Raw genomic sequence first — 13,744 nt, forward strand, 5'->3', positions numbered from 1 at the left:
GCCAACCGCTCCACCGCAGTGGCCGTGGTGCTCGACCGCACTCCGACCGAGGCCGTACAGACCGTCGCCGGCCACCTGGCCCGGAGCGGCTCCGGCGGCTCGACCAGCGGCGGGCCACCTGCCCAGGTGATGGCGCAGTCGGGGCAGTCGCACGGCGCGGCCCAGGTGATCGCCAAGGCTCACCACGGCAGCGTGTCCAAGGAGCAGCGCGCTCTGATCGAGGACGACCTCAAGTCCGGCCGGCTGCCAGCGGTGGTCGCGACCTCCAGCCTCGAGCTCGGCATCGACATGGGTGCGGTCGACCTCGTCGTCCAGATCGAGTCTCCGCCCAGCGTCGCCTCCGCTCTCCAGCGCGTCGGGCGAGCCGGTCACCAGGTCGGCGAGGTGTCCCGCGGCGTACTCTTCCCGAAGCATCGCGGCGACCTCGCCCAGACCGCGGTCAGCGTGCAGCGGATGCGGCAGGGCCTGATCGAGTCGATGAGCCTCCCGGCCAACCCCCTCGACGTACTCGCCCAGCAGATCGTCGCCGCCACCGCGCTGGACACCTGGGACGTCGACGAGCTGTTCACGATGGTCAGGAGGACGGCGTCGTACGCGACCCTCCCCCGCTCCGCCTACGACGCCACCCTCGACCTGCTCGCCGGGCGCTATCCGAGCGAGGAGTTCGCCGAGCTGCGGCCGCGCATCGTGTGGGACCGGGTCGCCGGGACCGTGACCGGGCGTCCGGGGGCGCAGCGGCTGGCCGTCACCAGCGGCGGCACCATCCCCGACCGCGGGCTCTTCGGGGTCTATCTGGTCGGCGAGGGCGTCGGAAGGCGTGTCGGCGAGCTCGACGAGGAGATGGTCTACGAGTCCCGGGTCGGCGACGTCTTCGCGCTCGGCGCCACGAGCTGGCGGATCGAGGACATCACCCACGACCGGGTGCTGGTGACCCCGGCTCCCGGCATCCCCGGGCGCCTGCCGTTCTGGAAGGGCGACTCGCTCGGCCGGCCCGCCGAGCTCGGCGAGGCCGTCGGCGCCTACACCCGCGAGCTCGCCGCGCTTCCCGCGAAGAAGGCGGAGGCGCGAGCCCAGGAGGACGGCCTGGACGCCTATGCGGCCGCCAACCTCGTCACCTACCTGCACGAGCAGGCCGAAGCCACCAACGTCCTCCCCTCCGACAGCAACATCGTCGTCGAGCGCTTCCGCGACGAGCTCGGCGACTGGCGGCTGGTGGTCCACTCCCCCTACGGCCGCCCGGTCCACGCACCGTGGGCGCTGGCGATCAACGCGCGGATCCGGGAGCGCTACGGGGTCGACGGGCAGGCGATCGACAGCGACGACGGCATCGTGATCCGGCTCCCCGACACCGATGCCGAGGCGCCGACCGGCGAGATCATCGTCTTCGAGCCCGACGAGATCGAGGACCTGGTCACCACCGAGGTCGGCGGGTCGGCGCTGTTCGCCAGCCGATTCCGCGAGTGCGCCGCGCGAGCCCTGCTCCTGCCCCGTCGCGACCCCGGCCGTCGCTCGCCGCTGTGGCAGCAGCGCCAGCGCTCCGCCGCCCTGCTCGAGGTCGCCTCGCAGTACCCGAGCTTCCCGATCATCCTCGAGGCCGTACGCGAGTGCCTCCGCGACGTCTACGACCTCCCCTCCCTCGTCGGCCTCCTGCGACGCGTCGAGCGGCGCGAGATCTCGATCGTCGACGTCGCCACCCCGAGCCCCTCGCCCTACGCCCAGTCGCTGCTGTTCGGCTACGTCGCCCAGTTCCTCTACGAGGGCGACTCGCCCCTCGCCGAGCGCCGCGCCGCCGCGCTCACCCTCGACCAGGGCCTCCTCGCCGAGCTGCTCGGCCGCGCCGAGCTCCGCGAGCTCCTGGACCCCGAGGTCCTCGCCGAGGTCGAGTCCGAGCTTCAGCGCCTCGCCCCTGGCCGTAAGGCTCGAGGCGCCGAAGGCATCACCGACCTCATCCGCACCATCGGCCCGCTGACCCTCGAAGAGATCACCTCGAGGACCGAACCAATTTCCGCTGGTCGAGCCGCGAGCGCCAGCGAGCGTGTCGAGACCAACACAGTCGATCCGAGCGCCGACCGGGACCCTGTTGGTCTCGAGCCGGATTCGCTCGTTCCTCACGAATCCGGCTCGACCAGCGAGGGCAGTGGGGTGCCTGACTTGCTCGCAGATCTCGCCACGGCTCGGCGGGTCGTCGAGGTGCGGGTGGCCGGGGAGGCTCGGTGGGCGGTGGTCGAGGATGTGGCCAGGCTCAGGGACGGGCTGGGGGTGGCGGTCCCTCCGGGCGTACCCTCGGCCTTCACAGAGCCTGTCGAGGACCCGGTCGGCGACCTGGTCTCGCGGTACGCGCGCTCGCACGGTCCGTTCACCGCCGCCGATGTGGCCTCGCGGCTGGGGCTGGGCGAGGCGGTCGTACGGCACGCCCTGGCGCGGCTCTCGGCGCGCGGGCGGGTGCTCGACGGGGAGTTCCGGCCCGGCGGGAGCGGGCTGGAGTGGTGTGACGCCGACGTGCTCCGGATGCTGCGCCGACGCTCGCTGGCGCGGCTGCGCAAGGAGGTCGAGCCCGTCGAGCCGGCGGCGCTGGGCAGGTTCCTCCCGGCGTGGCAGAAGGCGTCCGTACGCAAGGGCGCGCTGCGTGGGGTCGACGGCGTACTGAGCGTGGTCGACCAGCTGGCCGGCTGCCCCGTCCCAGCCAGCGCCCTGGAGACCCTGATCCTGCCGGCCCGGGTGGTGGACTACGAGCCGGCGTTCCTCGACGAGCTGACCTCCGGCGGCGAGGTGCTCTGGGCCGGCCACGGAACCCTCCCCGGCACCGACGGCTGGGTCTCGCTACACCCGGCCGACACCGCGGAGCTGACCCTGCCGCCGCCCACCGAGATGTCGCCGGGACCGCTCGCCGAACTGCTCCTCGAGGCTCTGGAGCCCGGCGGCGCCTGGTTCTTCCACCAGCTCGCCCGGACGGTGGCGGCCGAAAGCGAGAAGACCCCGAGCGACGCCGACCTGAGCGCGGCGCTGTGGGAGCTGGTCTGGGCGGGGCGGGTCAGCAACGACACCCTGCTGCCACTGCGGGCGCTGACCCGTTCCGGCACGCCGTCGCACCGCTCGCGGCGGCCACCGCCGCGCGCCCGCGGCGGTCGCTACACCGGCAATGCGCGGATGCCTGCGCGGGCCGGTCTCCCGGAGACGGCCGGGCGCTGGACGATCCTGCCCGAGCCCGATCCCGACCCGACCAAGCGCGCCCACGCCGCGGCCGAGCGACTCCTGGACCGCCACGGTGTGGTCACCCGCGGTGCGGTCCAGTCCGAGCGCACCCCCGGAGGGTTCGCCGCCGTCTACAAGGTGCTCAGCGCGTTCGAGGAGTCCGGCCGGGCCCGCCGCGGCTACTTCATCGAGGGCCTGGGCGCGGCCCAGTTCGGCACCGCGGGATCGGTCGATCGGCTGCGTACGTTCTCTCGGGTCGAGTCCAGCGACAAGCCGGTCGCCCTCGCGCTCGCCGCGACCGACCCCGCGAACCCCTACGGCGCGGCCCTCCCCTGGCCGGCCTCGGAGGAGGGCCACCGGCCCGGTCGCAAGGCGGGCGCGATCGTGGTGCTGGTCGACGGCGAGCTGGCGATGTACGTCGAGCGCGGCGGCCGCACCCTGCTGACCTGGTCCGAGGACCCCAACCTCCTCGAGCCCGGTGCCGAGGCGCTCGCCGACGCGGTCCGCCGGGGGGCGCTGGGACGGCTCACGGTGGAGAAGGCAGATGGCGCCCCACTGCTCGGCTCCGGCGACACCCCGCTGCGCCAGGCGCTCCAGTACGCCGGCTTCATCGCCACCCCGCGCGGCCTGCGCCTGACCTCACCGAGCAGGTGAGCCCGTGCCCGAGGGTGACGCGGTGCTCCGGACCGCCCGCAGGCTCGACAAGGGGCTGGCGGGGCAGGTGCTGACGCGTACGGACTTCCGGGTGCCGCAGCTGGCCACGGCAGACCTGTCCGGCGGCACCGTCCGCGAGACGGTGGCCCGCGGCAAGCACCTGCTGACCCGGATCGACCACCGCACCGGCGAGTGGACGCTGCACACCCACCTGAAGATGGAGGGGTCCTGGCGCGTCTTCGAGGCGGGCCGGCGCTGGCCGAAGCCCGGCTTCCAGGCGCGGGTGGTGCTCCGCACCGAGAAGACCGAGGCGGTCGGCTTCCTCCTCGGCATCGTCGAGCTCGTCCCACGCGACCAGGAGGAGCGACTGGTCGCCCACCTCGGCCCGGACATCCTCGCCGACGACTGGGACCCCGACACGGCCCTCGAACGCCTCGCCCGGCAACCCGAGCGGCCACTCTTCGACGCCCTGCGCGACCAGACCAACCTGGCCGGGATCGGCACGATCTACGCCGCCGAGACCTGCTTCATCGCCGGGATCAACCCGCTGCGTCCGGTCGCGGAGGCCGGCGACCGACTCCCCCGCATCCTCCAGCGCACCCGTGACCTGATGCAGGCCGACTGGTCGCGCTCGCGGCAGATGTGGGTCTATGGTCGCCGGGCCTGCCGGCGCTGCGGCGGCACCGTGACCGTCGCCAAGGTCGGCCCCCCGGGCAAGGAGCGCCCGGCCTACTACTGCGCGAACTGCCAGGCCTAGCGCCTAGCAGCCGTGCAGCAGCCGCAGCCTGATCTGGGCGATCCGGACCCGCGTGTCACGCATGTGGCGAGCGACGTGCGTCCGCTCGCCGGGAGCGACCGAGGTGAACTCGTCGCGAAGGATGTTCAGGGTCTCCTCCAGCCCGAAGAGCTCGGCCTCGAGCAGGTCGGGAGAATGCGCGTCGCCCTCGACACACGGTGAGGGCACCGTCAGGTCTGGAAGCTCGTTATCGACTGCCATGCTCATCGCACCATCTCCCCATGAATGCGCGGGCCCGTGGTGGGCTCACATCGGCAAGGAGACGGAACAGCCGGCGTTGAGACACCGGTGATGAAAACTCCCCCAGATTGGGGAGAGAATCAAGCAGCGGCGGCGTCGGCCGCGGCGCGGACCGGCATCCGGAGGATGGTGGCCTCTTCGACCGCAACAGCGTGGGAGACGTCGCGAAGGACGTCGGAGAGAGCGACGTCGAGGGCGCTGCAGAGCGAGGCGAGGAGCTCGGAGGAGGCTTCCTTCTGGCCACGCTCGACCTCGGAGATGTAGCCGAGGCTGACTCGCGCCTGCGCGGAGACCTCGCGCAGGGTCATCCCACGCTCCAGCCGCTGGGCACGAAGCACCTCGCCGAGAAGTCGACGGAAGAGCACCATTGCGGTCAGCCTCCTACAGTTCACAAGTCACCGACATCTGGGTGACGTCTGGCTCCAACGCTACCTGACCCCTCGATGTTCCCGCCGAAGTAGTCCGAGTAGTTCATCAACAGCGAACAAACACGTATCACGCTGGATCTCCATGCGCGAGCCCGACAGTCCGAGAAGCGTCGTTGTTTCACCGTGCGGACCGGAAAGGCCCACATAGACCGTCCCGACGGGCTTTCCCTCCTGCTCCTCGGGCCCGGCCACACCCGTGGTCGCGAGCCCGTACGTCGCCCCCGAGCGCTCCCGCGCCCCCGCGGCCATCGCCGCAGCGCACTCCGCGGAGACCACTCCGACGGTCTCGATCACCGAGACGGGGACACCCAGGAGGGTGTGCTTCAGCTCCGTCGCGTACGTCACGAAACCCCCGCGAAACGTCTTCGAGGCACCCGGTGGGTCGGTGAGCAGCGCGGCCAGGCGGCCGGCGGTCAGGGACTCGGCGGTCGCCACGGTGGCGTCGGCGTCGCGCAGAGCGGCATGGAGATCATCGACTGCTGCCATAAGGAAAAGGTAGCGGCCCGGTCACCACATCGGTGACCGGGCCGCGCCGTGCTTTCCGCCAGTCGCTAGCTCGCGTTGCGCTCCAGACCGACGACGACGGGGTCGTGGTCGGAGGAGCGGTACGGCGAGTCGGTGTGCAGATCGGCACCGGTGTAGTTGTAGCGGCTGTACTCCATCAGCAGGGACTCACCCGAGTTGATCCCCCAGATGTCGGAGCCGGTGAAGCGGCGCTGGGCGTGCCGGTTGAGCAGCACGTGGTCGAGCGATCCGGCCAGGCCCGAGAAGGAGTAGCTGTACTCCTCGTTGCCGCTGAGCGTCTCGGAGTCGGCGTAGCCGGCCTCGTAGAGGACCTGCATCGGGTCCTCCTGGGTGTAGGAGTTGAAGTCTCCGGCGAGCGCGACGTCGGTGACCCCGGTCTGGGAACGGATCGAGGAGACCCAGGAGACCAGCGCGGTGGCCTGGCGGACCCGCGACTCGTTGGAGGCACCCTGGCCGTCGCCGGTGTCGCCGTCGCCCGGCCACGGGCCGGGCGAGCCCTTCGACTTGAAGTGATTGACCACGAAGAGGAACGGCGCGCCGCCGTCGGCGGGCTTGAAGATCTGGCCGATGGGCTCGCGGGCGTTGCCGAAGGCCTGGTCGTCGCCGCTCTGGTCGCCCAGCGCGCGGGCCTCACCGATGCGGCGTACGGCCGAGCGCTTGTAGATGATCGCGTTGGTGATCACGTCGGAGCCGGACGCGTCGGGCAGTTCGGCCGAGGACGGGTTGGCCGTCCAGACCTTGCGCCCGGCGGCCGTGTTGAGCGCGGCGACCAGCGAGTTGGTCGCCTCGTCCCGGGTCTCGCCCAGGCGGGCGGAGTTCTCGATCTCCATCAGGCCGATTACGTCGGCGTCGAGCGCGTTGATCGCGGAGACGATCTTCGACTGCTGGCGACCGAAGTCGGCCGGGTCCCAGGCACCGCGCTGGTCGCAACCGCCGCTGACGCTGTTGCCGTCGCCGGCGCGGTCCTTGAAGGAGGTGCAGCCACCGTCACCGACGTTGTCGTCGTTGGCATCGCCGAGCGTGGTGAAGTAGTTGAGCACGTTGAACGAGGCGATCTTCACGTCGGCGTGACGGCCGATCTTGCGCTCGTCGGGGGCGTCGGTGCGTACGTCCTCGAAGTCAGCCGGCCACGACGCCGGGTCGGCGGTGGCGACCTGGGTTGGCTGGAGGCGGTAGGTCGGCGCCGAGGGCGAGCCGCCCTGGGAGAGGATCACCGGGCCACGGAAGTCGACGGAGGCACCGACCACGACGGGCGAGGTGTTGGAGACGTACGGGATCGTCCGGCTCGTCGGCGGGCGCAGCGTGGTCGAGGAGCCGTCGTCGAGCACGATCCCGCGAGCGGCGTTGTCGGCCTCGACGGCCTCGGCCTCGGCCGACCCGGGACGGGCCACCTCGGTGGGCTGGAGCAACGGACGGTCGCCCTGGGCGAGACCGAGCTCGCCGAAGTTCTCGACGCCGTAGGTGTTGCTCACAGTGACGTCGCCCTGGGGCGCGAAGAGCATGCCCTCCAGCGACTCCTTCTGCGCGGCGGTCGCCGGCCACTGCGACACGACCGGATCGATCGACCCGGTGCCGTCGGTGACGATGTCGGCGGCCGTGGGCACGGACACCTCGGTCAGCCCGGCGTACTCGGTGACCTCACCGGTCACGGTCACCGCGTCGCCCGGCTTGACCGTGACGGCACCCGCCGAGCGGGGCTGGTAGACGAAGACGGCGTCGGAGGCATCGTGGGACCCGAGGTCGAGCGATCCGCCCGTGCCAGGAGTCTGGAGGTAGAAGCCGAAGAAGCCGCCCGAGGGGTAGGCCGCGGTGACGATGCCGCTGGTCGTGACGGTCTGTCCGACGAGCGGGCTGGCGGTGCCGGTGCCTTGGATGTCGGCGATGGTGACGGCCTCGGCCGTCGTGGCGGCGCGCGCGGTCGGGATGGCGACCGCTCCGATGCCGGCGACGGCGGCCGTCAGGCCGACCACCGAACCGAGCACCTGACGTGCTGAGAACATGGATGACTCCCCGCATGGAAGTAGAAGGCGATGGGCGGTCTGCCCGATTCAGCACCGACCGAAACCACGCGACCATAACGCGGCGTACGCCCTCGCGGCGGGGATCTTGGATGAACGTCCGGTAACGGAGTTACAACTACCCGAAATTGGAGAACTACGAGGAGCGGAGAGCGGCGCGCTGCTTCCACACGCCGTGGAAGAACTGCGCACCCGACCACATCGTCAGCGCCACCGCGACCGCGAGGCAGATCTGGAAGGCGTAGAAGAGCAGCTCCCAGACCAGGGCGTCACCGAAGGCGCCGCCGTGGGCCGATCCGTGCGGGAGCGGCAGCAGCAGGCCGCCGAGAGCGACCGCCTGCACCGTGGTCTTGATCTTGCCGAGCTGGTCGGCGGCGATCACGATCTTCTTGAGCACCGAGAGGCGCAGCAGCGTGACGCTCCACTCGCGCAGCAGCACGATGATGGTCACCCACCACCAGACGTCGCCGACGATCGAGAGGCCGATGAAGGCCATCCCGGTGACCGCCTTGTCGGCGATCGGGTCGGCGATCTTGCCGAAGTCGGTGATCAGGTTGTGCTTGCGGGCCAGGTCGCCGTCGATCTTGTCGGTGATCATCGCCAGCGCGAAGATGACGAAGGAGACCCAGCGCAGCGTCGGGTTGTCGCCGCCGTCAGCCAGCAGCGCCCACGCGAAGAACGGCACCGCGAGGATCCGCAGCGTGGTCAGCGCGTTGGGTACGTTCCAGTTGCTCGTCTTCACGGCAGTGGCGTCATCGTTCGGCTGGGCGTTCACGGGCTGCACCTTAACCGTTCACCGTCGCGACCAGGTCAACGCCTTCGGAGGCGATGACGGTCGCGCTGACGAGATCGCCCGGACGTACGCCCTCGACGTCTCCCTCGAGGGAGGTCATCCCGTCGACCTCGGGCCCCTGGTGGGCGGACCGGCCGAGGATCTCACCGTCCTCGACCTCCTCGACGAGCACGACGACCTGCTCCCCGATCCGCTCCTCGGCGCGCTGGGCGGTGAGCTCCTCGACGAGCTCGTTGACGTGCTCGACGCGGGCGCGGATCTCGTCGGCGTCCAGCTTGAGCGACTCGTCGAAGCCGGCGGCCTCGGTGCCCTCCTCGTCGGAGTAGCCGAAGACGCCGGTGACGTCCATGCGCGCTGCGACCAGGAAGTCGGTGAGGATCTCGAGGTCCTCCTCGGTCTCACCGGGGAAGCCGACGATGACGTTGGACCGCACCCCGGCCTCGGGCGCGTAGCCGCGGATCTGCTCGAGCAGGCCCAGGAAGCTCTCCGGGTCGCCGAACCGCTTCATCCGCCGCAGGACGGCGTTGGAGGCATGCTGGAAGCTCAGGTCGAAGTAGGGCGTCACGCCCGGCGTGGTGGCGATGACCTTCAGCAGGTCGGGCCGGGTCTCGGCAGGCTGCAGGTAGGAGACGCGTACGCGCTCGATGCCGTCGATGGCGCCCAGCTCCGGCAGGAGCGTCTCGAGGAGCCGGATGTCGCCGAAGTCCTTGCCGTAGGAGGTGGAGTTCTCCGAGACCAGGAAGAGCTCCTTGACGCCCTGCTGGGCCAGCCACTGGCCCTCGTGGAGGACGTCGGAGGGGCGCCGCGACACGAACGAGCCGCGGAACTGCGGGATCGCGCAGAAGGTGCAGCGCCGGTCGCAGCCGCTGGCCAGCTTCAGCGGCGCCCACGGGGCGTCGTCGAGCCGCGTACGTCCCGCGAAACCGGGCACCTGGTCGACCGCGGCCATGCCGGGGACCGAGATGGCCGAGGCGTCGCGCTCGACCGGGGAGATCGGGAGCAGCAGACGCCGGTCCTGGGGCGTGTGCGGGTGGTGGGTCTCGCCGCTGAGGATGGAGCGCAGCTTGGCGGCGATGTCGGGGTAGTCGTCGAACCCGAGCACCGCGTCGGCCTCGGGGAGCTCGGCGGCCAGGTCCTTGCCGTAACGCTCGGCCATGCAGCCGACCGCGACGACGGCCTGCGTCTTGCCGGTCTCCTTGAGATCGGCGGCCTCGAGCAGCGTGTCGACCGAGTCCTTCTTCGCCTGCTCGACGAAGCCGCAGGTGTTGACGACCACGGTGTCGGCCTCGTCCGGGTCGGCGACCAGCCGGAAGCCCCCGGCCGTCAGCCGGCCGGCGAGCTCCTCGGAGTCCACCTCGTTGCGGGTGCACCCGAGGGTCACCATGGCGACCGACAGGAGTGGCTGGGCGGTCTCGGCGGAGGGTTCGGTGGCTGTGCTCATCACCGTGAAGTATGACGGGCACACGCCCCGGACACCGAACCCTCGCGCCGTGGAGGGGCGATCAGTCGGGCACGGAGCCCGGCTTGACGGAGAGGACCGGGCAGGACGCACCGAGCAGGATCCGCTGCGCGACGCTGCCCATCAGCAGCTTGCCGACCGGCGTACGCCGCCGCAGACCGACCACGACCAGCTTGGCGTCGAGCTGCTCGGCGGCGTCGAGGACAGCGCCGGCGACGTCCGGGTCGATGGACTGCCGGATCTCGTGGAGCCGGCCCGACTCGGTGAGCCGGCGTTCGAGCTCGCCGAGCTGCTCGTCGAAGGCGTAGCGGTCATCGACCAGGGCGTCGCCCCGCGATGCGTTGACGACCACGACGCCACGGTCGCGACGCTCGGCGTCGGCGAGCGCCCAGTCCAGGGCGACCGACCCGTAGACGTCGGGCGCCCACGCCACGACCACCCAGCCACCTGCGGGAGTCTCACTCATCACTTCACCAGCTCCTTCTCGTCCTCGACGTCGGCCGACTGCTCGGCCCGTGCCCGGACCCGGGCGATGAACGGCCGGCCCAGGATGAACAGCGCGATCAGGATGTAGATGACCACCGCGAGCGGCTCGCTCAGCAACACACCGTAGTCACCACCCGAGATCGTCAGCGCCTCACGCAGCTTCGTCTCCATCAGCGGCCCCAGGATGACGCCCAGGATCAGCGGCAGGACGGGCAGACCGAAGCGGCGCATCATCAGCCCGAGCAGACCGAAGGCGAGCAGCAGCCCGATGTCGAACGGGTCCAGGTTGGTGGCGTACGCACCCAGGCAGGCGAAGAACAGGATGCCTGCGTAGAGCTGCGGACGCGGGATCCGCAGCAGCCGGGCCCACAGCGGCGCCAGCGGCAGGTTGAGCACCAGCAGCAGGGTGTTGCCGATCAGGAGGCTGGCCAGCAGCGTCCACACCAGGTCGGCGTGGTCGGTCATCAGTTGCGGTCCCGGGGTGATGCCGTAGCCCTGGAGCGCGGAGAGCATCACCGCGGCCGTGGCGGTCACCGGCAGGCCGAGAGCCAGCATCGGCACGAACATCCCGGCGGCCGAGGCGTTGTTGGCCGCCTCCGGCCCGGCGACACCCTCGATCGCGCCGCGGCCGAAGTCGCCGCGCTTGGAGAGCTTCCGCTCGGTCAGGTACGAGAGGAACGTCGGGATCTCGGCGCCACCGGCAGGAAGCGCGCCGAACGGGAACCCGAAGGCGGTGCCGCGCAGCCACGGCTTCCAGGAGCGCCCCCAGTCGTCACGCGACAGCCAGGGCCGGCCGACCGGGACCACGTGCGCCGGGCGCCGGCGCAGGTGGGCGGCCACCCACAGCGCCTCGCCGAGGGCGAAGATGCCGACCGCGACGACCACGATGTCGAGCCGGTCGACGAGCTGGGTCACGCCGAAGGTGAGCCGCGGCTGGCCGGTGTTGAGGTCGAGACCGACCAGGCCGATCGTCAGGCCGAGGAACAGCGCCGCGAAGCCGCGCAGGGCCGAGGTGCCGAGCACCGTCGTGGTCATGACCAGCGCCAGGACCATCAGCGCGAAGTACGAGGGCGCACCCAGGTTGACGGCCACGTCGGCCAGGGCCGGCGAGAAGAAGGCCACCAGGATGGTGCCGATGGTGCCGGCGACGAACGAGCCGACCGCGGCGGTGGCCAGCGCCTGCGCGCCACGCCCCGCTCTGGCCATCCGGTTGCCCTCCAGCGCCGTCATCACCGAGGCGGACTCCCCCGGTGTGTTCAGCAGGATCGAGGTGGTGGAGCCGCCGTACATGCCGCCGTAGTAGAGGCCGGCGAACATGATGAACGCGCTGGTCGGTTCGAGCCGGTACGTCACGGGCAGCAGCAGCGCGATGGCCATCGCCGGCCCGATGCCGGGCAGCACGCCGACGAAGGTGCCCAGCAGCACGCCGATGGCGGCGTAGAGCAGGTTCATCGGGGTCAGGGCGGACTCGAGTCCGCCCATGAGAAGTTCGAAGTTCTCCATCAGTCAGTCCTCACAGGATCCCGTCGAGTACGCCAGGGGTGAGCGGGATGCCCAGACCGACGTAGAAGGCGTACCAGCTGGCGACCGCCAGGACGAGCCCGACGATCACGTCGCGCACGAGCGTGCGGCTGCCGAGGGACCAGGCGGCGCCGGCGAACAGCACGGCGCCCGAGATCGCCCAGCCGAGCAGGTTCACGGTCGCGACCGTGAACAGCAGGACCGCGACCAGCTTGAGGACGGTCAGCCAGTCGGCCGACGAGCTCAGGTCGACGTCCTCGCCCTCCTCGGGCTCCGGCTGGGAGCCGCGGGCGGTGGCGACCGCCAGCAGCACACCGACCAGGACGAGGCCGGCGCCGATGACGTACGGGAAGACGCGGGGGCCGACCGGGTCGGCGAAGCCGACCTCCAGGCCGGTGGCGTCGATGACGGTGTAGATCCCGACTACGACCAGGAACAGGGCCAGGCCGTACTGGGCGACGTCGACCTTTCGCGCGGGGCTCTTGGGCTCCGGGGGTTGGGTTTCGGTTTCGTGGACGCTCACAGCAGGTCCAGCTCCTTCAGGGTCGAGGCGACGCGCTGGTCCTGCTCGACCAGCAGGTCGTGGAAGTCGTCGCCGGTGACGAAGGCGTCGGTCCAGCCGTTGTCCTTCAGCGCCTGCTGCCACTGCTTCGAGTCGTGCATCCGGGTGAGCAGGTCGATCAGCTCCTGCCGGCGCTTTTCGCTGATGCCCGGCGGGGCGAGTACGCCGCGCCAGTTGAGGAAGACCAGGTCGATGCCGCTCTCGGTCAGCGTGGGCGCGTCGGCGAAGACGCCGGTGCCGCGCTCGTCGCCCGAGACGGCCAGGACTCGCAGCTCACCGGCCTCCACCTGGCCCTCGAACTCGGCGAGACCGGAGAAGCCGACGTCGATCTTCTGACCCAGCAGCGCGCTGGTGAGCGGGCCACCGCCGTCGTACGGGACGTACTTGACCTTCTTCGGGTCGATGCCGGTGGCCTCGGCCAGCTGCATCGGGAAGAGGTGGTCGGGGCCACCGGGCGAGGAGCCGCCGCCGACCACGATGGACTCGGGGTCCTCGGCCCAGGCCTTCACCAGGTCGTCGATGGTCTTGAACGGCGAGTCGGCCGGAACCAGCACGCCCTCCTGCTCCTCGATGAGCTGGGCGATCGGGGTGGCGTCCTGGGGGCGGGCGTCCACGCCGAAGGAGTAGGTGGAGCCGACGACTCCAAGACCGATGGTCATGAGCAGGTTGCCGTTGCCCTCCTCGCTCATCAGGCGGGACATCGCGACGGAGCCGCCGGCGCCCAGGATGTTGGTCACCTGGATGTCGCCGCCGGTCATGTTGTCGCGGTCGAGGACCCCCACGGCCGCCCGGCCGGTCTGGTCATAGCCGCCACCGGGGCTGTTCGGGATCCACATGTCCAGGTCGCGGGACTCCGCGCCCCCGGTCACGCCGCAGGCCGATGCCGCGGCAAGCAGGCAGGTCACGAGCACAACGGCGAGGGCGCGGGTACGGCGTATGCTCGCTGCCCGGCCCTGCTGCGTGGGCAGCGGCGGTCGGGGCGGGGACTGCGATGTCGGCGTCGACAACGGCTGGCCTCCAGACTCAAGGGATGAAACGGTCAGTGGCGATGCTCACAGGCCGGGGTGACC

12 protein-coding genes are annotated in these 13,744 nt (G+C 71.0%); 2 read left to right on the forward strand and 10 right to left on the reverse strand.

All coding sequences use genetic code 11. The features are described from left to right. Together AB0F44_RS27025 and AB0F44_RS27030 are read left to right on the forward strand one after the other, a co-directional pair. A partial coding sequence (locus AB0F44_RS27025; RefSeq protein ID WP_357359997.1) for a helicase-related protein occupies positions 1-3,846 on the forward strand: 3,846 nt, incomplete at its 5' end. A 4-nt stretch (positions 3,847-3,850) separates the two neighbouring features. Then, a complete protein-coding gene (locus tag AB0F44_RS27030) occupies positions 3,851-4,603 on the forward strand; it encodes a DNA-formamidopyrimidine glycosylase family protein (RefSeq protein ID WP_357359999.1) in 753 nt (250 codons plus the stop codon). Between the two features lie 3 nt (positions 4,604-4,606). On the opposite strand, the gene AB0F44_RS27035 is transcribed toward AB0F44_RS27030, so the two are convergent. The 10 genes from AB0F44_RS27035 to AB0F44_RS27080 all read right to left on the reverse strand — a co-directional run bounded on the left by AB0F44_RS27035 (position 4,607) and on the right by AB0F44_RS27080 (position 13,579). After that, positions 4,607-4,843, reverse strand: a complete 237-nt coding sequence (locus AB0F44_RS27035; protein WP_350659076.1) for a hypothetical protein — start codon at positions 4,841-4,843, stop codon at positions 4,607-4,609. A gap of 119 nt (positions 4,844-4,962) precedes the next feature. Further along, positions 4,963-5,250, reverse strand: a complete 288-nt coding sequence (locus AB0F44_RS27040; protein ID WP_160022457.1) for a helix-turn-helix transcriptional regulator — start codon at positions 5,248-5,250, stop codon at positions 4,963-4,965. Between the two features lie 60 nt (positions 5,251-5,310). Then, positions 5,311-5,796, reverse strand: coding sequence for a CinA family protein (locus AB0F44_RS27045; protein WP_357360001.1), 486 nt, complete (start codon positions 5,794-5,796; stop codon positions 5,311-5,313). Between the two features lie 65 nt (positions 5,797-5,861). After that, positions 5,862-7,835, reverse strand: a complete 1,974-nt coding sequence (locus AB0F44_RS27050; RefSeq protein ID WP_357360003.1) for an ExeM/NucH family extracellular endonuclease — start codon at positions 7,833-7,835, stop codon at positions 5,862-5,864. A 154-nt stretch (positions 7,836-7,989) separates the two neighbouring features. Continuing rightward, a complete protein-coding gene (gene pgsA, locus AB0F44_RS27055) occupies positions 7,990-8,628 on the reverse strand; it encodes a CDP-diacylglycerol--glycerol-3-phosphate 3-phosphatidyltransferase (protein ID WP_357360005.1) in 639 nt (212 codons plus the stop codon). 10 nt (positions 8,629-8,638) lie between these two features. Next, positions 8,639-10,042 carry a 30S ribosomal protein S12 methylthiotransferase RimO gene (rimO, locus tag AB0F44_RS27060; RefSeq protein WP_357360057.1) on the reverse strand — a complete coding sequence of 468 codons (1,404 nt, stop codon included), beginning with the start codon at positions 10,040-10,042 and terminating at the stop codon, positions 8,639-8,641. Positions 10,043-10,148: 106 nt separating this feature from the next. Beyond that, positions 10,149-10,571, reverse strand: coding sequence for a universal stress protein (locus tag AB0F44_RS27065; protein ID WP_357360007.1), 423 nt, complete (start codon positions 10,569-10,571; stop codon positions 10,149-10,151). Further along, positions 10,571-12,094 carry a tripartite tricarboxylate transporter permease gene (locus AB0F44_RS27070; protein WP_357360009.1) on the reverse strand — a complete coding sequence of 508 codons (1,524 nt, stop codon included), beginning with the start codon at positions 12,092-12,094 and terminating at the stop codon, positions 10,571-10,573. Before AB0F44_RS27070 ends, AB0F44_RS27065 begins: the two co-directional genes overlap by 1 nt. 10 nt (positions 12,095-12,104) lie before the next feature. After that, positions 12,105-12,635: a tripartite tricarboxylate transporter TctB family protein gene (locus tag AB0F44_RS27075; protein ID WP_357360011.1), complete on the reverse strand. Its 531-nt coding sequence runs from the start codon at positions 12,633-12,635 to the stop codon at positions 12,105-12,107. Then, the gene (locus tag AB0F44_RS27080) at positions 12,632-13,579 is read right to left on the reverse strand and encodes a tripartite tricarboxylate transporter substrate-binding protein (RefSeq protein ID WP_357360013.1); all 948 of its coding nucleotides are present in this window, start codon (positions 13,577-13,579) and stop codon (positions 12,632-12,634) included. The genes AB0F44_RS27075 and AB0F44_RS27080 overlap by 4 nt, the downstream gene beginning before the upstream one ends. Between the last annotated feature and the right edge of the window lie 165 nt (positions 13,580-13,744).

It is taken from the genome of Nocardioides sp. NPDC023903, assembly GCF_040639295.1.
Taxonomy (GTDB): domain Bacteria; phylum Actinomycetota; class Actinomycetes; order Propionibacteriales; family Nocardioidaceae; genus Nocardioides.

Bases quoted from the DNA above. Each gene is read 5' to 3' on its own strand.
- AB0F44_RS27035 (WP_350659076.1), bottom strand. From the start codon at position 4,843: ATGGCAGTCGATAACGAGCTTCCAGACCTGACGGTGCCCTCACCGTGT.
- AB0F44_RS27040 (WP_160022457.1), bottom strand. From the start codon at position 5,250: ATGGTGCTCTTCCGTCGACTTCTCGGCGAGGTGCTTCGTGCCCAGCGG.
- AB0F44_RS27045 (WP_357360001.1), bottom strand. From the start codon at position 5,796: ATGGCAGCAGTCGATGATCTCCATGCCGCTCTGCGCGACGCCGACGCC.
- AB0F44_RS27050 (WP_357360003.1), bottom strand. From the start codon at position 7,835: ATGTTCTCAGCACGTCAGGTGCTCGGTTCGGTGGTCGGCCTGACGGCC.
- AB0F44_RS27065 (WP_357360007.1), bottom strand. From the start codon at position 10,571: ATGAGTGAGACTCCCGCAGGTGGCTGGGTGGTCGTGGCGTGGGCGCCC.
- AB0F44_RS27070 (WP_357360009.1), bottom strand. From the start codon at position 12,094: ATGGAGAACTTCGAACTTCTCATGGGCGGACTCGAGTCCGCCCTGACC.